32 protein-coding genes are annotated in these 26,366 nt (G+C 65.5%); 26 read left to right on the top strand and 6 right to left on the bottom strand.

The features are described 5' to 3' along the window. Positions 1–21 precede the first annotated feature (21 nt). Complete coding sequence (gene mftR, locus GM1_RS01625) at positions 22–654, bottom strand: mycofactocin system transcriptional regulator MftR (RefSeq protein ID WP_008376053.1); 633 nt, start codon at positions 652–654, stop codon at positions 22–24. Between the two features lie 141 nt (positions 655–795). On the opposite strand from mftR, the gene mftA reads away from it, so the two are divergent. From mftA to GM1_RS01590, 7 genes are all read left to right on the top strand, one after another. Then, positions 796–888 (top strand): mycofactocin precursor MftA, encoded by a 93-nt coding sequence (mftA, locus tag GM1_RS01620; RefSeq protein ID WP_132992091.1) that lies wholly within the window; start codon positions 796–798, stop codon positions 886–888. After that, on the top strand, positions 888–1,226 hold the full coding sequence (mftB, locus tag GM1_RS01615; protein WP_008376051.1) for a mycofactocin biosynthesis chaperone MftB: 339 nt from the start codon (positions 888–890) through the stop codon (positions 1,224–1,226). The genes mftA and mftB overlap by 1 nt, the downstream gene beginning before the upstream one ends. Next, entirely contained in the window at positions 1,223–2,491 is a 1,269-nt protein-coding gene (gene mftC / locus GM1_RS01610; RefSeq protein ID WP_008376049.1) for a mycofactocin radical SAM maturase, read from the top strand. Before mftB ends, mftC begins: the two co-directional genes overlap by 4 nt. Before the next feature lie 28 nt (positions 2,492–2,519). After that, positions 2,520–3,737 carry a pre-mycofactocin synthase MftD gene (gene mftD, locus GM1_RS01605; protein WP_008376046.1) on the top strand — a complete coding sequence of 406 codons (1,218 nt, stop codon included), beginning with the start codon at positions 2,520–2,522 and terminating at the stop codon, positions 3,735–3,737. Positions 3,738–4,079: 342 nt separating this feature from the next. Continuing rightward, on the top strand, positions 4,080–5,501 hold the full coding sequence (locus GM1_RS01600; RefSeq protein ID WP_008376044.1) for a serine/threonine-protein kinase: 1,422 nt from the start codon (positions 4,080–4,082) through the stop codon (positions 5,499–5,501). A 15-nt stretch (positions 5,502–5,516) separates the two neighbouring features. Continuing rightward, entirely contained in the window at positions 5,517–6,620 is a 1,104-nt protein-coding gene (locus tag GM1_RS01595) for a serine/threonine-protein kinase (RefSeq protein ID WP_008376043.1), read from the top strand. A gap of 150 nt (positions 6,621–6,770) precedes the next feature. Continuing rightward, the gene (locus tag GM1_RS01590; RefSeq protein ID WP_008376040.1) at positions 6,771–7,571 is read left to right on the top strand and encodes a mycofactocin-coupled SDR family oxidoreductase; all 801 of its coding nucleotides are present in this window, start codon (positions 6,771–6,773) and stop codon (positions 7,569–7,571) included. Positions 7,572–7,629: 58 nt separating this feature from the next. On the opposite strand, the gene GM1_RS01585 is transcribed toward GM1_RS01590, so the two are convergent. After that, positions 7,630–8,745, bottom strand: a complete 1,116-nt coding sequence (locus tag GM1_RS01585) for a CaiB/BaiF CoA transferase family protein (protein WP_008376039.1) — start codon at positions 8,743–8,745, stop codon at positions 7,630–7,632. 155 nt (positions 8,746–8,900) lie between these two features. Between GM1_RS01585 and mftE the strand changes: the two genes are divergently transcribed. From mftE to mftG, 3 genes are read left to right on the top strand one after another with little or no spacing between them, the layout of a single operon-like run. Then, positions 8,901–9,614 carry a mycofactocin biosynthesis peptidyl-dipeptidase MftE gene (gene mftE, locus GM1_RS01580; protein ID WP_008376038.1) on the top strand — a complete coding sequence of 238 codons (714 nt, stop codon included), beginning with the start codon at positions 8,901–8,903 and terminating at the stop codon, positions 9,612–9,614. Next, positions 9,611–11,038 carry a mycofactocin biosynthesis glycosyltransferase MftF gene (mftF, locus tag GM1_RS01575; protein WP_040519237.1) on the top strand — a complete coding sequence of 476 codons (1,428 nt, stop codon included), beginning with the start codon at positions 9,611–9,613 and terminating at the stop codon, positions 11,036–11,038. The genes mftE and mftF overlap by 4 nt, the downstream gene beginning before the upstream one ends. Next, positions 11,035–12,267, top strand: a complete 1,233-nt coding sequence (gene mftG, locus GM1_RS01570; RefSeq protein ID WP_008376035.1) for a mycofactocin system GMC family oxidoreductase MftG — start codon at positions 11,035–11,037, stop codon at positions 12,265–12,267. Before mftF ends, mftG begins: the two co-directional genes overlap by 4 nt. A gap of 72 nt (positions 12,268–12,339) precedes the next feature. Here the strand turns inward: mftG and GM1_RS01565 are convergent, their stop codons facing one another. The 4 genes from GM1_RS01565 to GM1_RS01550 all read right to left on the bottom strand — a co-directional run bounded on the left by GM1_RS01565 (position 12,340) and on the right by GM1_RS01550 (position 15,162). Continuing rightward, a complete protein-coding gene (locus GM1_RS01565; protein WP_008376034.1) occupies positions 12,340–13,002 on the bottom strand; it encodes a vitamin K epoxide reductase family protein in 663 nt (220 codons plus the stop codon). A gap of 7 nt (positions 13,003–13,009) precedes the next feature. Next, complete coding sequence (locus tag GM1_RS01560) at positions 13,010–13,765, bottom strand: DsbA family protein (protein ID WP_008376032.1); 756 nt, start codon at positions 13,763–13,765, stop codon at positions 13,010–13,012. A 153-nt stretch (positions 13,766–13,918) separates the two neighbouring features. Beyond that, complete coding sequence (locus GM1_RS01555) at positions 13,919–14,644, bottom strand: DsbA family protein (RefSeq protein ID WP_008376031.1); 726 nt, start codon at positions 14,642–14,644, stop codon at positions 13,919–13,921. Positions 14,645–14,664: 20 nt separating this feature from the next. Then, positions 14,665–15,162 (bottom strand): hotdog fold domain-containing protein, encoded by a 498-nt coding sequence (locus tag GM1_RS01550; RefSeq protein WP_008376030.1) that lies wholly within the window; start codon positions 15,160–15,162, stop codon positions 14,665–14,667. A gap of 208 nt (positions 15,163–15,370) precedes the next feature. Between GM1_RS01550 and GM1_RS01545 the strand changes: the two genes are divergently transcribed. The 16 genes from GM1_RS01545 to GM1_RS01465 all read left to right on the top strand — a co-directional run bounded on the left by GM1_RS01545 (position 15,371) and on the right by GM1_RS01465 (position 26,366). Beyond that, a complete protein-coding gene (locus tag GM1_RS01545; protein WP_008376029.1) occupies positions 15,371–16,105 on the top strand; it encodes an SAM-dependent methyltransferase in 735 nt (244 codons plus the stop codon). An 82-nt stretch (positions 16,106–16,187) separates the two neighbouring features. Further along, a complete protein-coding gene (locus tag GM1_RS01540; protein WP_008376028.1) occupies positions 16,188–17,117 on the top strand; it encodes a type IV toxin-antitoxin system AbiEi family antitoxin domain-containing protein in 930 nt (309 codons plus the stop codon). 540 nt (positions 17,118–17,657) lie between these two features. Beyond that, on the top strand, positions 17,658–17,963 hold the full coding sequence (gene rpsJ, locus GM1_RS01535; protein ID WP_003938093.1) for a 30S ribosomal protein S10: 306 nt from the start codon (positions 17,658–17,660) through the stop codon (positions 17,961–17,963). Between the two features lie 16 nt (positions 17,964–17,979). Beyond that, positions 17,980–18,636 (top strand): 50S ribosomal protein L3, encoded by a 657-nt coding sequence (gene rplC, locus GM1_RS01530; protein ID WP_008376021.1) that lies wholly within the window; start codon positions 17,980–17,982, stop codon positions 18,634–18,636. Continuing rightward, entirely contained in the window at positions 18,633–19,289 is a 657-nt protein-coding gene (gene rplD / locus GM1_RS01525; protein WP_008376019.1) for a 50S ribosomal protein L4, read from the top strand. The genes rplC and rplD overlap by 4 nt, the downstream gene beginning before the upstream one ends. A gap of 2 nt (positions 19,290–19,291) precedes the next feature. After that, positions 19,292–19,597 carry a 50S ribosomal protein L23 gene (gene rplW, locus GM1_RS01520; protein ID WP_008376018.1) on the top strand — a complete coding sequence of 102 codons (306 nt, stop codon included), beginning with the start codon at positions 19,292–19,294 and terminating at the stop codon, positions 19,595–19,597. 30 nt (positions 19,598–19,627) lie between these two features. Continuing rightward, on the top strand, positions 19,628–20,464 hold the full coding sequence (gene rplB, locus GM1_RS01515; protein ID WP_008376017.1) for a 50S ribosomal protein L2: 837 nt from the start codon (positions 19,628–19,630) through the stop codon (positions 20,462–20,464). Positions 20,465–20,480: 16 nt separating this feature from the next. Then, positions 20,481–20,762, top strand: coding sequence for a 30S ribosomal protein S19 (gene rpsS / locus GM1_RS01510; protein WP_006895647.1), 282 nt, complete (start codon positions 20,481–20,483; stop codon positions 20,760–20,762). Between the two features lie 2 nt (positions 20,763–20,764). Further along, positions 20,765–21,172, top strand: coding sequence for a 50S ribosomal protein L22 (gene rplV / locus GM1_RS01505; RefSeq protein ID WP_008376016.1), 408 nt, complete (start codon positions 20,765–20,767; stop codon positions 21,170–21,172). 3 nt (positions 21,173–21,175) lie between these two features. Further along, positions 21,176–21,988, top strand: coding sequence for a 30S ribosomal protein S3 (gene rpsC, locus GM1_RS01500; RefSeq protein WP_008376015.1), 813 nt, complete (start codon positions 21,176–21,178; stop codon positions 21,986–21,988). Between the two features lie 3 nt (positions 21,989–21,991). Next, complete coding sequence (gene rplP, locus GM1_RS01495; RefSeq protein WP_008376013.1) at positions 21,992–22,408, top strand: 50S ribosomal protein L16; 417 nt, start codon at positions 21,992–21,994, stop codon at positions 22,406–22,408. Beyond that, complete coding sequence (gene rpmC, locus GM1_RS01490) at positions 22,408–22,641, top strand: 50S ribosomal protein L29 (protein ID WP_008376012.1); 234 nt, start codon at positions 22,408–22,410, stop codon at positions 22,639–22,641. The genes rplP and rpmC overlap by 1 nt, the downstream gene beginning before the upstream one ends. After that, positions 22,638–22,919 (top strand): 30S ribosomal protein S17, encoded by a 282-nt coding sequence (gene rpsQ / locus GM1_RS01485; RefSeq protein ID WP_008376011.1) that lies wholly within the window; start codon positions 22,638–22,640, stop codon positions 22,917–22,919. The genes rpmC and rpsQ overlap by 4 nt, the downstream gene beginning before the upstream one ends. A gap of 371 nt (positions 22,920–23,290) precedes the next feature. Beyond that, positions 23,291–24,715 carry a daunorubicin resistance protein DrrA family ABC transporter ATP-binding protein gene (locus GM1_RS01475; RefSeq protein WP_008376009.1) on the top strand — a complete coding sequence of 475 codons (1,425 nt, stop codon included), beginning with the start codon at positions 23,291–23,293 and terminating at the stop codon, positions 24,713–24,715. Beyond that, positions 24,712–25,548: an ABC transporter permease gene (locus tag GM1_RS01470; protein WP_008376008.1), complete on the top strand. Its 837-nt coding sequence runs from the start codon at positions 24,712–24,714 to the stop codon at positions 25,546–25,548. The genes GM1_RS01475 and GM1_RS01470 overlap by 4 nt, the downstream gene beginning before the upstream one ends. Continuing rightward, positions 25,545–26,366, top strand: a complete 822-nt coding sequence (locus tag GM1_RS01465; protein WP_008376007.1) for an ABC transporter permease — start codon at positions 25,545–25,547, stop codon at positions 26,364–26,366. Before GM1_RS01470 ends, GM1_RS01465 begins: the two co-directional genes overlap by 4 nt.

The raw sequence follows: 26,366 nt of genomic DNA, 5'->3' as shown, positions 1-26,366 counted from the left end.
GATCGGCTGTCCGGGCGGAGCCTACGAACGGAGCGGCTCGGGCGACCGGGTCGTCGTCAGTGATCCGACGCCGTCGACGAGCGCGCGGCCGCCGATCTGGAGGAGTTCGGTGAGGTCCGACGTCGGGTCGATCAGCCACTGGTCGTAGGCGGCGAGCGCTGTGCCGAGGGTCATCCAGGCGATGGTCTGGGGGAGGTGGCCGTCGGCGTCCACGTCAAGGCGGGAGGCGCAGTGCTCGGCGATCACCTGTCGCCAGTCGGCGTACATGATCATCGAGTGCGCCTGGAGGGCTGGGACGCCGAGCAGCAGCGCCATCCGACTGCGGTGCTGCTCGAGCAGGTCGTGGGGCACTTCGTTGAACTGAACGAGGGCGTTGATGAGGCTCTCGCCGAGCGGGGTGTCGACCGGGGTCGCCGCGAGGAGCGCGCGCAGGCCTTGGAGATGTTCGTCGAACTCTCCCCAGGCGAGGGAGTTCTTCGACGGGTAATAGCGGAACAGCGTTCGGCGCGCGATGCCTGCGGCCGACGCGATGTCGTCGACGCTCGTCTCGTCGAATCCGCGAGTTGTGAACAGGTCGATCGCGACAGCGCTCAGGCGTCCCCTGGTGGTCGCCGCGGGGCGACCTCCGAGCGGTCCTGGCCGTCCTGTCGTCATTCCTGAGCCTTTCGCCGGCGGTGTCGTCGCTGGTCACGATGGTACGCCGAAGAAATTCTCGGCAACCACTAGCAATTCTGCACTCAGTGCCACTACGGTGTGAAGCGAACCACACAGAACTACTTCAGGAGGTTGGTTCACATGGCCGAACAGGCAGCCCAGACTCACGACGAGCTCGTCGCCGAGTCGCTGGTGGAAGAAGTGTCCATCGACGGGATGTGCGGCGTCTACTGATGACAACCGCAACGACCACTGTTCCCGGCGGCGCTGCCGCCGGGAACGGTCCCGCCTTCGACACCGCAGCAGCCTGGACGCTCAACCCGAAGGTCGCCCTGCGACCCGAACCGTTCGGCGCCCTGCTGTATCACTTCGGAACGCGCAAGCTGTCGTTCCTCAAGAACCTGACCGTCGTCGACCTGGTCCGAAGCCTCGCCGAGCATCCCAGCGCCGACGCCGCGCTGCAGGCCGCAGGCATCGCCGACGCCGACCGTCCGCTCTACCTTCAGGCACTCTCCGCGCTCGCCGAGTCGGGAATGATCATCGAAGGCCACACCTCAGGAGTGAATCCGTGACCACAATCGAACGGCCCTCAACTCTTCCGACCACGACGCCGCCGCTGAACCTCGCGCCCGCAACGCCCAAGGTCGGACGCCTGGTCGATCAGTTCGAGAAGGGCCTCGACGCCCCGATCTGCCTGACCTGGGAGCTCACCTACGCGTGCAACCTGTCGTGTGTGCACTGCCTGTCGAGTTCGGGCAAGCGTGACCCGCGCGAGCTGAACACCGAGCAGTGCAAGGCGATCATCGACGAACTGCAGCGCATGCAGGTGTTCTACGTGAACATCGGCGGCGGCGAGCCGACGGTGCGCCCGGACTTCTGGGAGCTCGTCGACTACGCGACCAGCCACCAGGTGGGCGTGAAGTTCTCCACCAACGGACTCCGGATCGACGAGAAGGTCGCGCAGCGACTCGCCGCGTCCGACTACGTCGACGTCCAGATCTCCCTCGACGGCGCCACCGCCGAGGTCAACGACGCGGTGCGCGGCAAGGGATCGTTCGACATGGCGGTCCGGGCGCTCGAGAACCTGAAGAACGCCGGTTTCAAAGACGCGAAGATCAGCGTTGTCATGACTCGCCAGAACGTGGCGCAGCTCGATGAGTTCAAAGCGCTCGCCGACAAGTACGACGCGACGTTGCGCATCACGCGCCTGCGTCCGTCCGGTCGTGGCGCGGACGTGTGGGACGACCTGCACCCGTTGCCCGAGCAGCAGCGTGAACTGTACGACTGGCTCGTCGAGCACGGCGACCGCGTCCTCACCGGAGACTCGTTCTTCCACCTCTCGGCCTTCGCCGGTTCCGGCGGAAGCGGCCTGCCCGGACTGAACCTGTGCGGTGCCGGACGCGTCGTCTGCCTCATCGACCCGGTCGGCGACGTCTACGCGTGCCCGTTCGCGATCCACGAGAACTTCCTCGCAGGCAACATCACGACCGACGGCGGGTTCCAGGAGATCTGGCAGCGCAGTGACCTCTTCACTGAGCTCCGCGAGCCGCAGAACGCAGGCGCCTGCACCAAGTGCCAGCACTTCGACGCGTGCCGCGGTGGCTGCATGGCGGCCAAGTTCTTCACCGGACTCCCGCTCGACGGACCGGACCCGGAATGCGTGCAGGGCTACGGCGAAGAACTGCTCGCGGGCGAGCGGTCGAAGCCGACAGCCAACAAGGATCACTCGCGCGGCGTCCCGTTGACGCTGATGACGCGGCCCCCGTCGCGCGACTGCGACGAGAACCCCCTCGCCGGTTTCGCTCCGACGACAGCTACCGGCTGCTCGTCCTGCTGACCGCGCTTCACGAATAGGAACCACAAGCATGTCGAAGTTCTCCGAACTGATGGAGAAGAACCCCTGGCGTCGGAACCCCTGGTTCGAGACTGTCGGTGAGGCCCAGCGCCGCGCGCAGAAGCGTCTGCCCAAGACCGTCTACTCGTCACTGGTGGCCGGAACCCAGGCCGGTATCACCGTCAACGACAACGTCGAGGCGTTCAACGAACTCGGCTTCGCGCCGCACGTCGTCGGTGCGACTCCGGAGCGCGACCTGTCGACCACGGTGATGGGCCAGGAACTGCCGTTCCCCGTGATGATCAGCCCGACCGGTGTGCAGGCCGTCAACCCGGACGGTGAAGTGGCTGTGGCACGCGCCGCAGCAAACCGCGGCACCGCGATGGGTCTGTCGAGCTTCGCCTCCAAGCCCGTCGAGGAGGTCACCGCGGTCAACGACAAGGTGTTCTTCCAGATCTACTGGCTGGGCAGCAAGGAAGACATCCTCGCTCGCGCGAATCGCGCCCGGGAAGCCGGCTGCAAGGGTCTGATCGTCACCACCGACTGGGTGTTCAACGTCGGCCGCGACTGGGGCAGCCCGGAGATCCCCGAGCAGGTCGATCTGCGTGCGGTCGCCAAGCTGGCGCCGGAGATGGTCACCAAGCCGGCCTATGCGATGAGCTGGTTCCGCGACGGAAAGCTGATCATCCCCGACCTGTCGGCCCCGAACATCGCGCACAAGGGCGAGCCGGGCCCGACGTTCTTCGACGTCTACGGCACGTGGATGAACACGCCCCCTCCCACGTGGGAGGACCTGGAGTGGCTGCGCGAGCAGTGGGGCGGTGAATTCATGGTCAAGGGCATCACCCGTATCGACGACGCGAAGCGTGCCCGCGACATCGGCGCGACCGCGATCTCGGTCTCGAACCACGGCGGCAACAACCTCGACGGCACACCTGCGACGATCCGCGTCCTCGGGCCGATCGCCGACGAGGTGGGCGGCGACCTCGACGTCCTGCTCGACGGCGGCATCCGCCGCGGCAGCGACGTCACGAAGGCGCTCGCGTTCGGTGCGAAGGCCGTCATGATCGGTCGCGCCTATCTCTGGGGGCTCGCCGCGAACGGTCAGACCGGCGTCGAGAATGTCCTCGACCTGCTGCGGATGGGCGTCGACTCATCGCTCATGGGCCTCGGCAAGTCGGATGTCGCTGACCTCTCGCGCGACGATCTAATCATTCCGGAAGGGTTCGAGCGCACGTTCGGCGCGTAAGTCGAGCTGAATCTCAGCGAGCGGAGTCGAGAGCAATTCTCGACTCCGCTCGCTGTTCTCTACCGGTTTCCCGCGCGTGACGGCGGTTGAACCCGGACATTGTGTGCGTACCGAGTGCGCCGGTGATTCGATGGTGTTTCACGATCCTTTATCGCCGATGCGGAGAATGGGTATCCCCCAACCAGTCGATATTTGGATCTGATAACGCAGCGTTGCGCATATCTTTTATGTCTCGGCAACGACATTTGATCACCTTCGACTGCGAATCCAAAGGCGCGCTTCCCGCCCTCTTACGCTTGCGGCAGTGGCAAACACGGCTGCGACAGGAGGCGTTGGGAAGGCATGCTCAGTGCGCGCATCGGGGCCAGCTTCGCTGGTCGAGAGGTCATCAAGCTCTTGGGATCGGGTGGGATGGGGGAGGTCTACCTCGTTCGCAATGTGCATCTCAATCGATTGGAAGCGCTGAAAGTCGCACCATTTGTCGCCGGCGCAGTGTCGGCTGACCGATTCGCTGCAGAAGCCGCCGTGATGGCGGCACTCGATCACCCGAGCATCGCGACGGTGTACGAAGCCGGGATAGACGGCGGCCTCAGTTGGTTTCTCATGCAGTACCTGCCGGGGGCCGATCTCGACAAGGCCGAGCGTTTGTCGATCGTAGACCTGTGCACGGTCGCGCTCGATGTGGGGGCGGCACTCGACTACGCGCACGCACAGGGAGTGATTCACCGTGACGTCAAACCGGCGAACATTCATATCGCAACGGCGCGGGACGGTCGCATCGAAAAGGCCACGATTCTCGACTTCGGCGTAGCCAAAGTCATCTCCGCCACCGGGTTGACGGAAATCAGTTCGTTCGTGGGAACTCTCGGATACGCATCGCCCGAATCGATAGCCGGCGACGCGGCCGATTCGGTCGTCGACCAGTACTCCTTCGCGTGCACGATGTTCGAACTCCTCACCGGCGAACTCCCCTTTCCGCACGCGACATTGGCCGCACTCATCGCCGCGCACACGAATGCGCCGATCCCCCGTATTTCGGATACCTATCCTCGATACCGTGCCGCCGACCCGGTGTTCGCTCGGGCGCTGGCCAAGAATCCCAGCGACCGATACCCGTCCTGCGGTGAGTTCGCGCAGGCACTGGCCAGGGCTTTGCGACCGGCGTCCCATCGAAGATCGGGCGATTTCGCCGTCGGGGTCGACGGACATGATCAGCAGCGCCAACAGTCCCGGAATCAGCGGGAGCGCCGACCGCTTCGGCGAACCTACATTCGGCGGCGTGTTGCTGCGGGGATCGCGGTGTCCGCGGTCCTGGCTGCGGCGGGGGTCGGGTACCTCGTCGCGCATGATCCGGGGCGGAGCGTGCAGGACCGGACGACGACCGGGGACTCCTTCCGCCGCGAGATGACGTCACCGGATTCAGGGGCGGCGGAAGACACCGGCTCGACGTGGGGTCTCGCTATCGACCCTCAAGGGCGAAGCTATGCATTTCGCGACTATCGGACTGCGTCGTCGCTCGCCGCCGCAGCACAAAGCCGCTGGGGATACGACCCTCGGTCGTGGGTTCTCGTCTCGTTCACGTCCGGTTGTGCGGCGATCGCGGCACCCACGACCGCCCCCGATCCGGCGACACCGGGTTATGTCGCCGCTACGAGTTTCGACCGACCCTCAGCGCAGCAAGCGGCGATCGGGCAGTCCGAGCAACGGGCCGGGCTGCCGAGCCATTCCGTCGACACACTCTGCGTCGGCGACTACATCAAGTGAGAAGGACCCACCGCAATGACTTCGACGACGGAACTGACACCCGACGACGTGTTCGCGGGACACACGATCGTGCGAATCGTCGGACGGGGAGGCATGGGCGAGGTGTACCAGGCGCATCACCCTCGTCTACCCAGGATCGTCGCGCTCAAGGTTCTACGCCCCGAGCATGCCGACAATCGGGAGTTCCGAAGGAGATTCGAACGAGAGGCCGCTCTGGCGACGCGGTTGGAGCATCCGGCGATCGTGGGAGTCCACGATCGGGGAGAGGACCGAGGGCGACTATGGATCTCGCTGCGATACGTCGACGGTGACGATGCGCTCCGTCGGGTGCGTGAACATGGACCGTTGCGCCCGGATGCCGTCGCCCAGATCATTCAGATCGTTGCGAGTGCGCTCGACTATGCGCACGGTGAGGGCGTGATCCACCGAGATGTGAAGCCTGCCAACATCCTTCTCGGCGGTGAGGAGGGAACGATCACGTCGGTTCACATCACCGACCTCGGGATCGCCCGACCCGTCGACGACGCGACCCGGATCACCACCGTCGACTCTCTCGTCGGATCGGTCGACTACACCGCGCCTGAGCGGCTTCTGGACGGACCACTGGTGCCGGCGACCGACCAGTATTCTCTCGGCTGCACCGCTTACCACCTGCTCACAGGCGGGCCGCCGTACGACTTCGACGATCTCCCTGATGTCGTCGCCGGGCACCTTTCGCACCCGGTTCCGTCGGCGACGATGCACAACCGCGAACTGGCGCCCGTCGTCGATCAAGTGCTGCGGCGGGTGATGAGCAAGAATCCGGTCGACCGCTACTCCGACTGTCGTGCGTTCGCTGCCGACCTCGCTGCGGCACTGACGTTCACCCGTCGCCTCCGGCCGGCTGTCCTATCCCGGCCCGGCGTCCTAGAGGCGGGCCGGCCGCGTCTGAACAGCGCCGATGTGCTCAAGAAGACGCTCATCGATCCCGATGTCGCGGCCGCTGCGGTGTGTCGACCGCCGGTGCAGGCGGTCCCGCTCCCGCCGCCGAATCAGCCGCTCTCGTCGAGGGCCGCAGTCGTTGTCGGAAGTCTGGCGCTCTGCGTCCTCTTGCTCGTCCTCGTCGTGGCCGCAGGCTGATGGCGACTGATTCCCGCCGCGGTGCGATCAGAGCCAGCCGACTACGAACCTGAGTGGTGCACACCGGTGATCCGGTTCAGGCCCGAACGCGCAACTAGAACGTGTTACAGTTCGGCCATTCGTACGTGTATTCAGGAAGGCGTGAAGGCAATGGGGAATCTCGACGGTCAGGTCGTGTACATCACGGGCATCGCCCGTGGTCAGGGGCGTAACCACGCCATTCGATTCGCGAAGGAGGGCGCGTCGATCATCGGGATGGACATCGCCGATCGCGTCGCCGACCACACCACCTACCCGCCTGCAACGGCAGACGACTTCGCCGAGACCATCCGGCTCGTCGAAGAGGCCGGCGGCAAGATCCTCGCTCGCCAAGGCGACACCCGCGATCTCGAGTTCCAGCAGCAGCTCGTCGCCGACGGAGTTGAGCAGTTCGGTCGCCTCGACCACGTCGTCGCCAACGCGGGCATCCTCACCTGGGGTCTCACGTGGGAGATGACCGAGGATCAGTTCACCGACGTCGTCGACGTCAACCTCGTCGGCACGTGGAAGACGCTCAAGGCGTCGATTCCCGCGATGATCGCGGCAGGCAACGGCGGCAGCATCGTCATCGTCTCGTCGTGCGCGGGCATCAAGGCGATGCCGGCCCAGGCGTCGTACTCGGCGTCGAAGTTCGGCCTCCGCGGCCTCGCGCAGACTGCGGCCAAGGAACTCGGCGACCAGCGGATCCGGGTCAACACCGTCCATCCCTACGCGGTCCACACCCCGATGGGCCTCGAGGACCCGTCGGCGTTCGCCGTGTTCGAGAAGTGGGGCCGCCACTTCCCGTCGATGATGGACCACTACCCGGTCGCCAGCGTCGACGACCTCACCGATGCCGTCCTGTACCTGTCGACGGCGGCTGCGGTCACCGGTGCCGAGTTCCAGATCGACATGGGCGCCACGAAGGTCTGACGACTGAACCGACGACTGCGGCCCACCGGTGATCCGGTGGGCCGCAGTCGTCGTGGGTTCAGTCCTGCCAGAGGGTGGCGGGATCGGTCGCGGTGCGCTGCGGACCAGTCGGGGTGACCGTCTTGGAGCGAGAGAACCGGGGAGCGACCTGAGCCTGCATCACCCCGTCGATCTCGACGAGCGAGCCGCGGGCCGCGAGGTGCGGGTCGTTCGGGGCTTCGACGAAGTCGAGGATCGGCGACGTGCAGGCGTCGGTGCCCTCGAAGATCGCGGCCCACTCGTCGCGGGTCTTGGTCTTGAACGTCTCCTCGAAGATCGCACGCTGCTCGGGCCACTTGGAGAAGTCCATCTGGTGGGGAATTGCCTCCGGGTCGAGCCCCAGGCCCTTGATGAGCTCGGAGTAGAACTGCGGCTCGATCGCGCCGACGGCCATCCACTTGCCGTCGGAGGTCTCGTACACCTCGTAGAACGGGGCGCCGGTGTCGAGGAGATTCACGCCGCGGCGGTCCTGCCACAGTCCGGTGCCGCGGAAGGCCCACATCATCTGGCCGAGGACGGATGCGCCGTCGCACATCGCGGCGTCGATCACCTCACCCTTGCCCGAGACGCTGCGCTCGACGAGTGCTGCGAGGATGCCCATCACGAGGAACATCGAACCGCCGCCGAAGTCGCCGACGAGATTCAGCGGGGGAGTGGGCTTCTCGTCCGGGCGGCCGATCGCGTGGAGCATGCCGGTGAGCGAGATGTAGTTCATGTCGTGACCTGCGAGATTCGCCCGCGGGCCTTCCTGGCCCCACCCGGTCATGCGGCCGTAGACGAGGCTGCTGTTGACCTGCGCGAGGTCGTCCGGCCCGAACCCGAGACGTTCCATGACCCCGGGGCGGAAGCCCTCGATCACGACATCGGCCTTGGCGACGAGGTTGAGGATCGTCTCCCGGTCGGCGGGGTTCTTCAGGTTCGCCTCGACGACACGACGTCCGCGGAGCAGTGCGTCGGCGTTGCGGTTGGGGTCGGGCAGTTCACCGGGGCGTTGGACGCGGACGACGTCGGCGCCGAGATCGGCGAGAAGCATGGCGGCGTGGGGGCCGGGGCCGATGCCTGCGAACTCGATGACGCGAATGTTCGCGAGCGGGCCGGAACGGCCCGAGGGCGCGCGGTTCGTCGTAGGGGTCATGCAGTGCCTCCGATGAAGTCGGGTGAGTGCTGTGAATCACCTGGTTTCACTCAGCATTACACACGCCGCATAAGTGGACTTGTCTGGGCGTCGGTCACCGATTCGGTCGCACTCGGGTACTGACGAGACGCGTTGTGGTCGGTAGGGTTGTCCGAATGACGCCGGTGCGTGAATTGGGGTCGTCGACGTGGACTGACGTGATCGACAGGGAACTGACGATCCTCGTCCCCGTCGGGGCCGTCGAGCAGCATGGACCCCATCTCCCGATGGACACTGACGGGCGTATCGCCGTCGAGGTCGCGACCCGTGCGCTCGGTCAGACTGCGCCTCCCGTCGATGCACTGACCGCACCCTCGATCGCGTACGGGGCCTCCGGTGAGCACGAGGGATTCCCCGGGACAGTGTCGATCGGCGCCGACGTGATGGAACGACTGATCGTCGAGTACGGCCGCAGTGCGTGTCGGTGGGCCAAGCGAATCGTGTTCGTGAACGGACACGGCGGCAACGCCATGGCGTTGGCCACCGCAGTGCGTCTCCTGCGATACGAGGGACGAGACGTCGCATGGTGGCCATGCGCGTTCCGTGGTGCGGATGCGCATGCCGGTGACACCGAGACCTCGATCCTGCTCGCCGCGGACCCCGACCAGGTTCGGGTGTCCACCCTCGCGCCAGGCAACACCGAGCCGATCGCCACGTTGATGCCCGCGCTGCGGGACGGCGGGGTCGCTGCGGTGAGCCCGAACGGAGTGCTCGGTGATCCCACCGGCGCCGACGCCGCCCGCGGCGAACAGCTGCTCGATGAGAACTCGCGGGATCTCGCCGCGTCGCTGGAGTCGTGGGTCGTGGGCGACGACGGGCGGCTCGCGTGACGACGTCAGGACCGACGAGCACCGTGCTGCCGAGCGGTTTCCAGGTGCAGATCGATCCGCGGTGTGCACGTCGCGGAAACCTCCGCTACCTCGTCGGCGGGTCGCCGATGCGGGTGATGAAACTGTCCGACCCGGCCCTGGGCATGACGTCGGCGGACGGTCGGATCGCCGTCGCCGATGTCGGCACCCAGGTGTTGGCCCGCCGCCTGCTCGATGCTGGAATCGCGCATCCTCGTCCAATGTCGGGGCCCTGTGTCGCCGATGTGACCGTGGTGATCCCGGTGCGCGGCAATCAATCCGGAGTCGACCGGCTGCTCGCTGCACTGTCTGATCACGAGGTGTCGGTGGTGGTCGTCGACGACGGATCAGAGATCCCGATTCGGGTGTCGGACGGCGCACGGCTGATCCGCTTCGACGAGAACCGTGGTCCGGCGGCAGCCCGCAATGCAGGTGTCGCTGCGACGTCGACCGAGTTCATCGCTTTCCTCGACTCCGACACCGTCCCGACCGGCGACTGGCTCACGATGCTTCTCGGCCACTTCGCCGATCCGACCGTCGCGATAGTCGCGCCGCGGATCGTGGGACTGCAGACGGTGGCGGCGGGCAGCGACTCGACGTCGTTCGTCGCCGACTACGCCAACCGCTTCTCCTCGCTCGACATGGGCCCGCGTGAAGCACTGGTCGCTCCCGGCACGCCGCTCGCCTACGTGCCGAGTGCGGCAATGCTGGTGCGCCGCACCGGTTTCCTGTCGTTCGACGAGTCGCTTCGTGTCGCCGAAGACGTCGACCTCTGCTGGCGGACACATCGCGCCGGGTGGCGCATCCGCTATGACCCGATCGCCGAAGTGGCGCACGACCACCGAGAGTCGTTGTCGGGCATGCTGAACCGGCGACGCTTCTACGGAACCGGCGCCGCCGAGCTCGCACTCCGGCACGGCGAACTCGCCGCGCCCCTCGTGATGACCGCGCCGATCGCCGCGGGTGTCGTCGCACTCGCCACACGGAGTCGCATCGGCATGTTGGTCGCGGCGGTGATCGCGGCGATCGTCTGCCGCAACACGATGCGAGCCGTTGCGCATGTTCCGCAACGGGAGAAGATCGCGGCGGTCAACACGGGTCGGGCATTCGGATTCGGGCTACTTCAGCTCGCGGCAGCGGTGCTGCGGCACTACTGGCCGATCTCCTTCCTCACGTGTGCGGTGAGCCGCCGATTCCGGGTGTGGTTCGTGTGGGTCGCAGTAGTCGAGGCCTTGGTGATGTGGGTTCGGAACCAGATGGTCGATCCGGAGACACCGGTGATGAGTCCGATGCACTACTTGGTGTTCCGTCGTCTCGATGATCTGGCGTATGGGGCGGGCCTGTGGCAGGGCGTGATCGTCCGCCGCGACGTCGGTGCGCTACGCCCGGTGATCACGCGCCGATGACACCGCCCGACGTACTCGTAGTCGGTGCCGGATCGGCGGGATGTCTTGTCGCCGAGTTCCTCTCACGCGACTCGTCCCGCCGGGTGATGGTGGTGGAAGCAGGCCGGGGGGCGGTGTTCGAGTCCCGCCTGGACCGGCTTCCGATCGACCACCCGGTGCGCGCGGCGCCGATCCCCGAGCGCCGAGGACGGCCGATGGTCCGCGGCCGCGGGCTCGGCGGGTCGTCGGCGATCAACGGCGGTTACTTTCTCCGCGGTCATCGAGCCGACTACTTCAGCTGGCCGTGGCCCATCGACGAGGTCGAGGCGGCGTTCACCGAGGTCGAGCGCATCATGCGAGTCCATCGGTTCAGCGACGCGGAACTGGGCGACGTGGCCCGGGCGACCGAGACATGGGCGGGGCCACAAACGGGTGGCGAGTGGCCTCGCGTCGGTGTCAACCGGGTCCGGACCAACAGCGTGGACGGTGTCAGGTGGACGACCGCGAACGTGCTTTCGGTCGACCGCCCCAACCTCCTTGTTCGCGCTGAAACACCGGTCGCTCGTCTGTTGGTCCGAGCAGGCCGCGCGATCGGGATCGAGACAGGCGACGGGGAGGCGATCAGCGCAGGCGAGGTCGTGGTGTGCGCTGGAACGACAGGCACTGCGTCGTTGATGGCGCCGATCGTCGGACCGATGCCGTTGCACGAACACGCTGAGCGCATCGTCCGGTTCACCCCTCGTCGAGCCCTCGTGTCGACCGCGTTGCTGCAGACGGTGATCCACACCTCCTCGGGTCTGGAGATCAGACCGTACTCCGACGACTTCGCCTCGTTCACCTCGCTCGCCCAGACTGGTGTCCCGATCGGAGTGGCGGACATGGCCGGAACCCAGGGCGCGGTGGCCGACGGAGTCGTCGATCTCGGCGAACCGGACGCCGATTCAGCGGGACGACTGGAAGTCGGCGTCGAGACGGTGGTGCGGATGCTCGGTTCAGAAGAATTCGTCGACCTCGTCGAGCCCGGCTCGGTGCGGGTCGACCCCACTGTCGGGATGTCTCAACATGCGTGGGGGACGCTGCCCGCAGGCACCGCAGGCACCGCAGGCACCGCAGTCGACGCGGACGGTCGCGTCGACGGGGTGCGTGGACTCCGCGTGATCGACGGTTCGATCCTTCCCGGCCCGCTCTCCAGCGGCCCGCATGCCACGATCCTGATGCTCGCAGCCCTCATCGCGTCTCGCTGGGACTGACCGACAATGCAACTCGCCCCGGACACCTGAACGAATCGGGTGGCCGGGGCGAGAAGCTGTCGTGTCTGGAACTCAGAAGAGCGTGCTCCAGTAGTCCCAGAACTTGACTCCGATGACACACAGGACGCCGACGTACCAGACAGGCAACAGCACGGCGAGCCACTCGCGGACCGAACGTCCGAGTGCGGAGTCCGGAAGCGAACGCGACAGGCTGATCGCCCAGATGATCGGGACGATCGTCCAGACCACCATGCAGTACGGGCACAGCGCGCCGATGCGGAAAGCGCTCTGGAAGATCAGGTAGTGGACGAAGATCCACCCGAGCGACGCACCGATCGTCTGACCGATCCAGTACCAGCGCGGCAGCTTCACCCGGCCGATCGACAGGACCGCGGTGGTGATGATGACGGCGAACGCGGGCAGACCGAGGATCGGGTTGGGGAACCCGAAGAATCGTGCCTGGGCGGTCTCCATCACCGATCCGCAGGAGATGATCGGGTTGAAGTTGCACGACAGGTCGGCTTGCGGGTTGATCAGCAACTCGATGCGTTCGATCGTCAGCATTGCCGCGGCGGCGAGTCCGAGGACGCCCAGGACCAGCAGGGCCCACGCGGCGACGGTCGACACCGACAGCCGCTCGATCAACGCTCCTGACGGCTCTGTGTCGGTGTCTTCTGGCGGGGTCGCAATGGGCTCTGGCGCGACTACGACGTCGACGTTCTCCTGATCGGCCATGTCTCTGCTACTTCGCAGCTGCGTTGACCGCGGCGACGAGCTCCTCCGGCGATCCGAACTGGACGGTCTTGCCGTTCAGCTGGACCCACGGGGTTCCGCTGAACTCTTTGCCGTCGACGTCCTTGCTGCTCATGACGTCGGAACTCTGCTTTCCGACCCACTGGCCGAACTGATTGTCGGTGATGCACTTGGAGACGCCCGTGGCGCCGGCGTCCTTGGCGAGCGAGATCATCTTGTCGTTCCCGAGCCCGGCACCACCCTCCTCGGTCTGGTTCGCGAACATCGAGTCGTGGAAGCGCTTCCACGGGCCGAAGTCGCCGTCCTTACCTGTCGACTCGGCGACACACAGAGAGGCGTTCATCGCTTCCGCGGAGTAGGTATTGCCGAAGTTCTTGTCGAGGAAGGCGATCGTGCGGTAGTCGACGGCGACATTGGGGTTGTCGGCGAAACTTGCGATCGCTTCGCCCATGCCGTTCTCAAATGCCTTGCACGCAGGGCACTGGAAGTCTTCGACGATCGTCAAGACTGCCTTCGGCTTTGTGTTCTTCGGGGCCGCCGAGATCCGGATGGACCCATTGTCGGTGACGACAGACGGGACGGAAGATCCGCCGGTCGTCGAGTCTTCCTGATTACTCACAACCGCCCAGATTGCGATGCCCGCGGCAATGGCGATCAGGACGACGGCTGCGCCGATCTTGAACATCAGTGAACGGCGTCGTTCGGCCTCACGGGGATCGACGATCTTGGGGCGATTCTGGGTCACGGCAGACGGTCCTTCACGGGTCGTGTCGCGCCGGGCGTAGGCCGTCGTCCGCGACGTAGCGTTCTTCGAAGTCAGAGTACTTGCATCATCCTGAGAACTTGATGACAGGTTGCGGAGATTTCGGTGTCGACAAGGAGTCGGTCAGATCGGCCATCAACCGCGCTTGGCCTGGTCGATGGCCGACTTCAGAGCGGTGGGCGTGCCCGGCGTGTATGTGGCGCCGTTGATCTTCACTGTCGGAGTGCCCTGGAAAGTCGGGTCGTTCGTCACCGCCCTGGTCGACGAGGACACCTCCGTGGCGCGTTGCGACTCCAGGATGCAGCGAGCAGCGGACGGTACGCCCGCGGTGGTGGCGAACTGCGAGAGTTCGGTGGAGGGGAGTCCCGGACCTCCCTCGTTCGGTTGGTTCTCGAACGCGAGGCGTTGGAACTTCCGCCAGTCCTGGGCGTGCGCAGGTGTCGTCTCGGCGGAATGCCACACGCAGTGCGAGGCGTTGGCGGCACGCGACGAGTAGTTGTCGGACGACATCCGGTCGAGGAATGAGATGACCTGGTAGTCGACGGCGACGTCGGGGTCGCCGCGATAGGCGTCCAGAACCGGGCCGAACGTCGATTCGAACAGCTTGCATGCCGGACACGCGAGGTCGGCGATCACCGTCACCGTCACCTTAGGTGCTCCGGTGCCGGCGAAGATCCGGAAGACCTCGCCTGTCGTCGTTGATTCGTCGCCTCGCGGGGCATCAGTCGCCGACGTCGTCTGAACGTTCTCGACCGGCGGCTCGTTTGCCGCGCGGACCGCATTGCCGTCGATCGAGCACGCGCTGAGCAACCCGACTGCTGCGAGGGTGACGGCCATTGCTGCACGAGAGTTTCCGACCATGGGCCGAATCTTAGCCACGATCAGGCGGGCGTGACCCACGTCGTGATGTCGCAATGGACCACTTCGGTCGACTCCTTGTCGAGGATGCGGATCGACACGACGACGTCGGTTCCCTCGGCGATCGTCGAGAAGTCGACGGGTTCTGCGAACTCGGCGTGCGCGGTGAGGCGTGTGTTCGCCTTTGTCAGGTACTGCGTGTTCATCGCCTTGGGGATCCACCGGTGGGTCGTCGGGACGGATGCCTCCATCAACATGCCCATCGCTGTCTCCGCGAGATTGCAGGCTGCGATGGCGTGGAACGTGCCGATGTGATTGTGGACGCCGAACCACTTCGGTGCCGTCACCCGGCAGTATCCGGGTTCCATCTCCTCGACGAGCGGGAGGATCGTCCCGAAGTAGGGGACCCGCGCGACCATGCCGAGGGAGAACAGTGCGTCTCCGAGTCGATTGTCCGGCAGCTTGCGGCGTAGCGCATACGTCGCGCTGCCGCGATGTGTGTTACTCGACGTCTCACTCATGTTTGAAGGCTACCGCTTGCGCTCGGTGTCTCCTAGTGTCGTGTGTTGAAAGTTCCTGAATGGTTGGCGGCACCCCGCTGCACACCTGGCGGCGTTGTCGTCGGTCGTGATACCTGCCGGTATCCCTCCCTCCTCCGCCTTGCCAGCTGCACAGCGGAACACCACCAACCGTCTAGGAACTTTCAACGCACGCCACTAGAGTCTCGGTGTGACCGACGATCAGTTCGAGAAGTTCATGCACGTCCACTCCGGACTTCCTCGGGAGGCTCCGGGGTCGCAGGCGACGCTCGGGCTCCTCTTGCAGTTGGCGGGCGACCTGCCTGGACAACCCCGGATCCTCGACGTGGGCTGTGGCACCGGCCCGGCGGCGGTGCCGTTGGCCGTCGCGACCGGCGGCACGGTGACCGGAGTTGATCTGCATGAACCGTTCCTCGCCGGACTCGCAGAGCGAGCCGCGCGGGAAGGCGTCGCTGATCGAGTGACCGGCGTCGCCGCATCGATGGACGACCTCCCTGTCGAACCGGGGACCGTCGACCTGCTCTGGTCGGAGGGCTCTGCCTACATCATGGGCTTCGACGCGGCGCTCCGCGCCTGGCGTCCGCTGCTCTCCGAACGAGGCGTCCTCGTCCTGACCGAATGCGAATGGCTCACCGACACCCCGTCGGACGAGGCCCGTGACTTCTGGGCGGCGTACGAGGGCATGCGGTCGACGCCTGGCAACGTCGCCGCGGCGTGGGAGGCGGGCTATCGGGTGCTCGCGACCTACGTCCTCCCCGACACCGACTGGGACGAATACTACGAACCCCTCGCCGCGCGAATCGACTCCCTCCGCGCCGACGGCTTCGCCCCCGACGTCCTCGACGCGGCCGCGGCCGAGATCGGCGTCCGTCACCGCAACTCCTCCGACTTCGGCTACACCGCTTACGTCCTGAAGCCGAGGTAGTCGTGCGGCGGCCTGTGGACAACATGGTCGCGTGAATCTCGTCTTTGTCCGATCATGGTCGGACAAAGACGAGGGGGTCGTCATGACGATTGCACTGCTGTTGCCTCAAGACCGATTCGGACTGGTCAGGCGCGCGGCCGCGTTTGAAGCCGGATGGACCGATGCGATGCTGTCCGCGGCGGTTCGGCGGGGAGAACTCATCCGAGTCGCGATCGGCGTTTATGCGATCGCTGGGGTCGACCTCGACGGGCCCGAAGGTGCAGATCGCCTCTACCGCCTGCGCTCGATCGCAACGGTCAGCAACGCGCGGGATGGAGGTGCGACGGTGCTGAGTCATCAATCCGCAGCCGCGGTTCACGGTCTTCCTCTGTTGAAGCCGAATCGTGAGAACATCCACGTGACCTCGTTGACGCGTGGCGGCGGACTGATCCGCGGTGGGCGAAACGTTCACGGTGGACACCTGGACGAAACTCAGATCGTCGACGTCGACGGCATTCGAGTCACCGACGTCGTGCGGACTGCCGTCGACGTTGCCGAGGCCGGCTCATTTGCTCAGGCTTTGACGGTGTTCGACGCCGCATTGCGGGCGGGCGCAGACCGCGCGAGCCTCGAGTCCGAGCTCGGTCGTCGTCGTACCAAGGGTGCCCGCGAGGCGAGGACGGCGATCGTCGTCGCTGACGGCCGTTCCGCGTCGGTCGGGGAGTCGTGGAGCCGCGCACAGATGATCGAAGACGGCCTCGCGTTGCCGGATCTGCAGGTGGAACATGCTGTTGACGGCGACACCTTCGTCGTCGACTACGAGTGGCACGGCCGCTTGATGGCCGAGTACGACGGTCTTCACAAATACGGACGTCTGCTTCGCCCGGCGGAGACGACAGCTCGCGCTGTCATCCGGGAAAAGCGCAGGGAAGACCGACTGCGGAGGGCCACCGGGCTGGTGATGGTCCGATGGGTATGGGCCGACCTGGAGCGCCACAGGGTCGCCGCGATCCTGCGGGAATGGCTCGACTGACCTGCCTCATCTCGCTCCTCCCTGCTTCAACTGGACTCGCCTGCCTGAGCTCAGGCAGGTAGGACGCATTGAGGCAGGTAGGAGCGAGATGAGGCGGGTAGGTCGAAACGAACAACCCCATGAGGTGACGGAAAGGGAGCCTCGCTGCCGTCTCAGGCAACGACCACGAGACGCATCTCACTGCGCGCGACCTGCGGGAACGATTTGAGATCAGGGCCGAGGTGCTGCATACTATTCAGGTTGCCCCGGCTGGGGCGCACAAACTTCCAGGGCCGCAACTGCGGGCTGGGTTGTGTAACGCGTGCAATTTGCTGATTGACACGGTCTCGACACGCCCGACCGCGGGGTACCGGAGGCGAAGCCGACGAAAGTCGGCAGCTGGACGAAATAGTCCGGCAGCGTACAACGACAGAAGAACAGCGTCGATCCACCCGATCTCATCGGGGGTGGTCATGTGGCCCAGTTGCCGCCCGTGCATGCACGGGTGTGAGCCGCGCGGTGTTCGTCTGTCGAGAGAAACCAGACGGAAGAGGACACAGCGTGGCGGGACAGAAGATCCGCATCAGGCTCAAGGCCTACGACCACGAAGCGATCGACGCTTCGGCGCGCAAGATCGTGGAGACCGTGACCCGTACGGGTGCACGCGTCGTCGGCCCGGTGCCGTTGCCCACCGAAAAGAACGTGTACTGCGTCATCCGTTCGCCGCATAAGTACAAGGACAGCCGCGAACACTTCGAGATGCGTACACACAAGCGACTCATCGACATCCTCGACCCGACGCCCAAGACGGTTGACGCGCTGATGCGCATCGACCTGCCGGCCAGCGTCGACGTCAACATCCAGTGACGGGGGATCGGAAAAAATGAGCAAGCAGAACGCAACCAAGGGCATCCTGGGCACCAAGCTCGGCATGACCCAGGTTTTCGACGAGAACAACCGGGTCGTCCCGGTGACCGTTATCGCGACCGGCTCCAACGTCGTCACCCAGCTCCGCACTCTGGAGCGCGACGGCTACACGGCAGTCCAGCTCGCCTACGGCGCCATCGACCCCCGCAAGGTGACCAAGCCCGTCGCGGGCCAGTTCGCCAAAGCCGGCGTTACCCCCCGCCGCCACCTCACCGAGCTTCGTGTCAACGACATCTCGGAGTTCGAGGTCGGCCAGGAACTGGGCGCTGACATCTTTGCCGACGGCATCAAGGTGGACGTGACCGGAACCTCGAAGGGCAAGGGCTTCGCCGGTGTCATGAAGCGTCACGGCTTCGCCGGTCTGGGCGCCAGCCACGGTGTGCACCGCGTGCACCGTTCGCCGGGCTCCATCGGCGGCTGTGCCACCCCCGGTCGCGTGTTCAAGGGCATGCGCATGGCGGGTCGCATGGGTAGCGACAAGGTGACGACGCAGAACCTCACCGTCCACAAGGTGGACGCTGAAGCCGGTCTGCTGTTGATCAAGGGCGCGATCCCCGGCCGCAAGGGCGGCGTCGTGGTGGTCCGCGAGGCAGTGAAGGGTGGCAGCAAGTGAGCACCGAAACCGCAACCAAGTTGACGCTCGACGTCCGCGCAGCAGACGGGTCCGTCGCCGGAACCGCTGAGCTGCCCGCAGAGCTGTTCGATCAGACCGCCAACATCGCACTGATGCACCAGGTCGTCGTCGCACAGCAGGCTGCAGGCCGTCAGGGCACGCACGCGACCAAGACGCGCGCACAGGTCTCGGGCGGCGGCGCGAAGCCGTACCGCCAGAAGGGCACCGGCCGCGCACGCCAGGGCTCGACCCGTGCACCGCAGTTCGCAGGCGGTGGCATCGTCCACGGCCCGCAGCCGCGCGACTACACGCAGAAGGTCAACAAGAAGATGAAGGTCGCCGCTCTGCGTGGCGCCCTGTCGGACCGTGCTCGCAGCGAGCGCATCCACGTCATCACCGAGCTCGTCTCGGGACAGACGCCGTCGACCAAGTCGGCACGCGCCTTCCTCGAGCTGCTGAGCGAGCGACGCAAGTTCCTCGTCGTCCTGACCCGTGAGGATCAGGCCGGCTGGAAGAGCATCGCGAACCTGCCGAACGTGCTGGGCATCACTGCTGATCAGCTCAACACGTACGACGTCCTCGATTCTGACGAGGTCGTGTTCAGCGTTGAGACGCTGGAAGCGTTCGTCGACAAGAACAAGAAGGAGGCCTAGGCATGGCTACGCACGCAAACCCGCGTGACATCATCCTGGCGCCGGTGATCTCGGAGAAGGCCTACGGGCTGATCGAAGACAACGTGTACACCTTCCTGGTGCACCCGGATTCGAACAAGACCCAGATCAAGATCGCTATCCAGCAGATCTTCGACGTCAAGGTCTCCAGCGTCAACACCGCGAACCGACAGGGCAAGCGCAAGCGCACCCGCTCGGGCTTCGGCAAGCGCAAGAACACCAAGCGCGCCATCGTGACGCTGTCCGCTGACAGCAAGCCCATCGAGATCTTCGGAGGAGCGGTCAGCTGACCGCCCGAGAAGGATTAGGGACTAACACTCATGGCAATTCGTAAGTACAAGCCGACAACGCCGGGCCGTCGTGGCTCGAGTGGCGCCGACTTCTCCGAGGTCACGCGTTCGCACCCCGAGAAGTCGCTGGTGCGTCCGCTCCACAGCACCGGTGGCCGCAACGCCCACGGTCGCATCACCACCCGTCACCGCGGTGGCGGCCACAAGCGTGCCTACCGTCTGATCGACTTCCGTCGTAACGACAAGGACGGCATCAACGCCAAGGTCGCTCACATCGAGTACGACCCGAACCGCACGGCTCGGATCGCACTGCTCCACTACCTCGACGGCGAGAAGCGCTACATCATCGCCCCGAAGAACCTGAAGCAGGGCGACATCGTCGAGTCCGGCCCCAACGCCGACATCAAGCCCGGCAACAACCTGCCGCTGCGCAACATCCCCACCGGTACCCAGATCCACAACGTGGAGCTGCGTCCGGGCGGTGGCGCCAAGATGGCACGTTCGGCCGGTGCGTCGATCCAGCTCCTCGGCAAGGAAGGCCCCTACGCCACGCTGCGTATGCCGTCCGGTGAAATCCGTCGTGTCGACGTGCGCTGCCGCGCAACCGTCGGCGAGGTGGGCAACGCCGAGCAGAGCAACATCAACTGGGGCAAGGCCGGCCGTATGCGCTGGAAGGGCAAGCGTCCCACCGTCCGTGGTGTCGTGATGAACCCGGTCGACCACCCGCATGGTGGTGGCGAGGGCAAGACCTCCGGTGGTCGCCACCCGGTCAGCCCGTGGGGCAAGCCGGAAGGCCGTACCCGCAAGAACAAGGCCAGCGACAAGCTGATCGTCCGCCGCCGCCGTACCGGCAAGAACAAGCGATAATAGGAGGAGGTAAAAAATGCCACGCAGCCTCAAGAAGGGCCCGTTCGTCGACGACCACCTCCTGAAGAAGGTGGATGCACAGAACGAGAAGGGCACGAAGCAGGTCATCAAGACCTGGTCGCGCCGCTCGACCATCATCCCCGACTTCATCGGTCACACCTTTGCGGTCCACGACGGTCGCAAGCATGTGCCCGTGTTCGTGTCGGACTCGATGGTCGGTCACAAGCTGGGCGAGTTCGCCCCCACCCGTACCTTCAAGGGTCACATCAAGGATGACCGGAAAGCGAAGCGCCGGTAATCATGACTACTGAAACCGATAACGCAGTGCAGACCGCTCGCGCGACAGCGAAGTTCGTTCGCGTCACGCCGATGAAGGCTCGTCGAGTCATCGACCTCGTCCGCGGCAAGAACGTCGACGAGGCTCTGGACATCCTGCGGTTCGCACCGCAGGCTGCCAGCGAGCCCGTGTACAAGGTGCTCGCCAGTGCGATCGCCAACGCGGAGAACAACCAGGGCCAGGATCGTCGCACCCTGATCGTCTCGGAGGCATTCGCCGACGAGGGCCCGACCCTGAAGCGGTTCCAGCCGCGCGCCCAGGGCCGTGCGTTCCGCATCCGCAAGCGCACCAGCCACATCACCGTGGTCGTGTCCGCAGCGGAGAACGGCGGACGTGCTCGTTCGCGCCAGCAGAAGAAGAAGGGAGCCTAAACCGTGGGCCAGAAGATCAACCCGCACGGCTTCCGGCTGGGCATCACCACCGACTGGAGCTCGCGTTGGTACGCCGACAAGCAGTACGCGGATTACGTCAAGGAAGACGTCGCGATCCGCAAGCTGCTGAGCACCGGCCTCGAGCGCGCAGGCATCTCGAAGGTTGAGATCGAGCGCACCCGTGACCGCGTCCGCGTCGACATCCACACCGCCCGTCCGGGCATCGTCATCGGTCGCCGCGGCGCCGAGGCCGATCGCATCCGTGGCGACCTGGAGAAGCTCACCGGCAAGCAGGTTCAGCTGAACATCCTCGAGGTCAAGAACCCCGAGGCCGACGCACAGCTCGTGGCGCAGGGCGTCGCCGAGCAGCTCAGCAACCGCGTGGCGTTCCGCCGCGCGATGCGCAAGGCCATTCAGTCGGCCATGCGCCAGCCGGGCGTCAAGGGCATCCGTGTCCAGTGCTCGGGCCGCCTCGGCGGAGCTGAGATGAGCCGCAAGGAGTTCTACCGCGAGGGACGCGTGCCGCTGCATACGCTGCGCGCCGACATCGACTACGGACTCTACGAGGCCAAGACCACCTTCGGCCGTATCGGCGTGAAGGTGTGGATCTACAAGGGTGACGTCGTCGGTGGTCGTCGTGAGCTGGCTGCGGCCGCTCCGGCAGAGGACCGTCGTCCGCGTCGTCCCAGCCGCCCGCGTCGCAGCGGTGCCTCGGGCACCACGGCGACCGGCACCGAGGCCGGCCGCACCGCGGCCGCCGAGGCTTCGGCTGCCGACGCGCCTGCGCCTGCGCAGGCAGAGAACCAGGAGGGCTAGCCCATGTTGATCCCTCGTCGGGTCAAGCACCGCAAGCAGCACCACCCCAGCCTGAAGGGTCAGGCGTCGGGCGGAACCAAGGTCACCTTCGGTGACTACGGCATCCAGGCGCTCGAAGGTGCATACATCACCAACCGTCAGATCGAGTCCGCTCGTATCGCGATCAACCGCCACATCAAGCGTGGCGGCAAGGTCTGGATCAACATCTTCCCGGACCGCCCGATCACGAAGAAGCCTGCCGAGACCCGCATGGGTTCCGGTAAGGGTTCGCCCGAGTGGTGGGTGGCACCGGTCAAGCCGGGCCGCGTGCTGTTCGAGATGACCTACCCCAATGAGGAGACCGCTCGCGAGGCCCTGCGCCGCGCACAGCACAAGCTCCCCATGAAGACCCGGATCGTGACCAGAGAGGAGCAGTTCTGATGGCACTCGGAATCGCTGCTGCCGAGCTCCGCGAGCTCAGTGACACCGATCTGGTCGATCGCCTGAAGGAGTCGAAGGAAGAGCTCTTCAACCTTCGCTTCCAGATGGCAACCGGCCAGCTCGACAACAATCGACGTCTGCGCACCGTGCGTCGCGAGATCGCACGTGTGTACACCGTCATGCGCGAGCGTGAACTGGGCTTGGCGTCCGGACCGGAAGGTGAAGACGCATGAGTGAGGACCAGAACGTGAACGTCGAAGAGCGTGCCAGCCGCAAAGAGCGGATCGGCTACGTCGTCAGTGACAAGATGACCAAGACCATCACGGTCGAGCTGGAGGATCGCAAGAGCCACAAGCTCTACGGCAAGATCATCCGCACGACCAGCAAGGTCAAGGCGCATGACGAGAACGAGACCGCCGGCGTCGGCGACCGCGTTCGCATCATGGAGACCCGCCCGCTGTCGGCCACCAAGCGCTGGCGTCTGGTCGAGGTCCTGGAGAAGGCCAAGTAGCCCTCTCTCATCCTCTGCGATGACATGAAGAATCGCCCTTTCCCGAATTCGGGGAAGGGCGATTTTCATGTTTCGGACAATCGGTCGCCGTGAATTGGATCCATGTTCTCCAATGCGGTGTCAATGCGGACGATCACGCGAACCCCGTTAGTCCACACGATAGGATCGGCGTGTTGCGTCTCGCGCGTGTCGCGTAGGCGAATGTGTTTGTGCTGCAATGAATTTGCTTGAATCTGGAGTTCGTGGCAGGGGTTGGGGTGCAGTTTCGCCCTGTGGAGCCACGAAACGCTGGCGTGGTCGTCGGCGATAGTCATAGGGATCTTTACTAGGGTCATAAGAACTAAGAATCTTCTTCAGGAGGGGATCACTCGATGTCAGACGCAGGCGGCCGTCCGGCCGGGAGGGCCGATCGCTCGGCAGCGCCGCGTCCGGAATCGGGTCCTCTCGAGCAGACGATGCCGTGGGTGCCCGAGGACGATCCGATCCTGCGGCAACTGCGTGCCTGGCGGGACGACCTCGCGACCCGTGAGCCTGACGCGTCGGAATCGAGTCCGGCCGAGCACAGCGGTGACTCCACGGAATCGGCTCCCCGGACAGATGCTCCGAACCTCGCCTACTCCGCGGTCTCCGCGCCCGCGGACTACACGCCGCCGACACCGGTCGTCCCCGTCACGCCGCCGGCTCAGGCGCGCCCTCGGCGCGCACGACACGCCGCATGGAACGTCATGTCCGCGGCGCCGCCGGCACCGATCGAGTCGGCAGCCGAGCTTCGGCTGGCGAACGAGCGGACAGTCGCGTTCCCGTCCATCGACCCGACCGCACTCGACGTCGCTCGCGACGTGCCGAACGCGATCGTCGCCACGAATCTGAAGAAGACCTTCGGCGACTTCACCGCGGTCCATGACGTGAGCTTCGAGGTGCCCAAGGGCACGATCGTGGCGATCCTCGGTCCGAACGGTGCGGGCAAGACCACCACGGTCAACATGCTGTGCACCCTTCTGGCTCCGGACGGCGGCAGCGCGACCGTCGCGGGGCACGACGTGGTGGACGACCCGTCGGGTGTCCGCTCCTCGATCATGCTCACCGGGCAGTTCGCCGCACTCGACGAGTCGTTGACCGGCCGGGAGAACTTGATCCTGTTCGGCAGGCTGCTCGGACTGCCGAAGAAGAAGGCGCAGGTTCGTGCCGACGAACTGCTCGAAGAGTTCTCCCTGACCGAGGCGTCCGGCCGCCGCGTGGGCCAGTACTCCGGCGGCATGCGCCGTCGCATCGACATCGCGTGTGGTCTCGTCACCGCCCCCGAAGTGGTGTTCCTCGACGAGCCGACCACCGGACTCGACCCGCGGAGCAGGCAGGACGTGTGGACGCTCGTCGAGCAACTCCGGGACAGCGGCGTCACGATCCTGCTGACCACTCAGTACCTCGAAGAGGCCGACATGCTGTCGGACAACATCGTCGTCATCGACAAGGGGCGAGTGATCGCCGAGGGCACGTCCGATGAATTGAAGGCCGAGACCGGAGCCGCGTACTGCGAAGTGACACCGGCTCACCCCGCGTACCTCCCGCGCCTGCGCGCACGCCTGCGGGACCTCATCGGCCCCACGGACGTAGACGACTCCGACCTCGACGAGCGGACCGTGTCGGTGCCTGCACCCAACGGCCCGGAGACGCTCGCCGAAGTGATGCGACGGACCGAGGCCGCGAAGATCCCGCTCGCCGACATCGCATTGCGCCGACCTTCGCTCGACGAGGTGTTCCTCGCGTTGACCGCCAAGTCGGGAGACGACGAACGGTGACGGCCCAGATGGACGCCCCCGCGTCGGCCGGAGCACTCGCCTCCGAGGCCGCACTGGCGGGCGGGGCCGGTACGCGTGCGCTCCGCCAGACATGGACGCTGACGGCGCGAGGACTGCTCAAGGTCCTCCGCAACGGCGAGTTCGTGTATGCCTTCATCGCGCCCGCATTCCTCGCACTCTGCTTCTACCTGCCGCTGCGCAAGGTCATGGACTCGACGCCGGGCATGGACTACGGCACGTTCCTCATGCCGATCATCATCTTTCAGTCGATCAGCTTCGCCGCGACCTCTGCGGCGATGCGATCGGCGTTCGATTCGAGTCAGGGCATCAACGCCCGCTTCCGCGTGATGCCGGTCCCGTCGTGGGCGCCGCTCGTCGCCCGGATGGTCACCAACGCTGTACTGCTGACAGTGTCGATCTGCTGCGGTGCCATCGCCTGCCTCCTCATCGGCTGGCGGCCCGGCGGGGGTGTCGTGGGCACGATCGGCCTGTTCGCCTTCGGCCTTCTGATCGGCCTCGTGCTGGCGACCCTGTGCGACGGTTTCGGAATGCTCGCGGGTTCGCCGGAGGCCACCAGCCAGTTGATGGGCTTTCCGGTGATGATCCTGGGCATGGTGTCGACGGGATTCGTTCCCGAAGAGCGCTTCCCCGAGTGGATCCGAGGATTCGCGCGCAACCAGCCGATCTCGCAGTTCGTGGAGACGATGCGCACCATGGACTCATCGGACACGCTCACGTTGGCGAACTCGACCGGCACAGTCATCTGTCTGGTCGTGCTGGCAGTGATCGCCGTCGTGGTGCTCGTCGCCGGTCTGCGAAAGGCTCACCGATGAGCGTCATGGCAAGTGCACAGCCGACCGTCGTGCCCGCGGAGGGTTCGATCCGGGCGTGGGCGAGCAACACCGCGGTGCTCTCGTGGCGTCAGATCCTCGTGTACGTGCGCGACGTGCCGACCCTGCTGCAGTCGATCATCATCCCGGGCATCTCGCTGGTGTTGATGAAGGTGGTGCTCGGAGACGCGATCGGCCAGGCGACGGGCAAGAACAGCCTGTACGGCACCGTGCCGCTGATCATCCTCGTCGGCGCGATGGGCGGATCGATGGTGTCGGCGGTGCGCCTCAATAAGGAGCGCTCGACCGGACTGCTCGCTCGGCTGTATGTTCTGCCGATCAATCGTGCTGCGGACCTGACGTCGCGGGTTGTGTCGGAGATCGCTCGCATCATCGCTGCGACGGCTGTCCTCCTTGCAGTCGGAATGGCGATCGGTTTCCGGTTCACGAATGGTCCGCTCGCCGCGGCCGGGATGGTCGTGACCGCTGTTGTCTTCGGCGCGTCGTTCGCAGTGCTGATGCTGGCGCTCGCGGTCAACGCGCCACCCGGAGCTCCCATCGTCCAGTACCTCGGCCTGTTGATCAGCGTCCTGATGTTCTTCAACTCGGGATTCTCACCGCTCGAGGCGTACCCGGGGTGGTTGCAGCCGTTCGTCGAGTATCAACCGATGAGTCCGGCAATCGAGCTGATGAGGTCGCTCGCATCAGGTGGGCCGATCGTCGAACCGCTTGTCACAGTCGCCGTCTGGGCGGCGATCTTCGTGGCAGCCGCGATCTATCCGGCGCTGACCGGGTATCGGAAGGCGGCGACGGCGAGATGA

Origin of the sequence: Gordonia malaquae NBRC 108250, assembly GCF_000344135.1 — a bacterium.
GTDB lineage: Bacteria > Actinomycetota > Actinomycetes > Mycobacteriales > Mycobacteriaceae > Gordonia > Gordonia malaquae.
The sequence above is the reverse complement of the archived record's forward strand: the minus strand, read 5'-3'. Positions and strand labels throughout refer to the sequence as shown.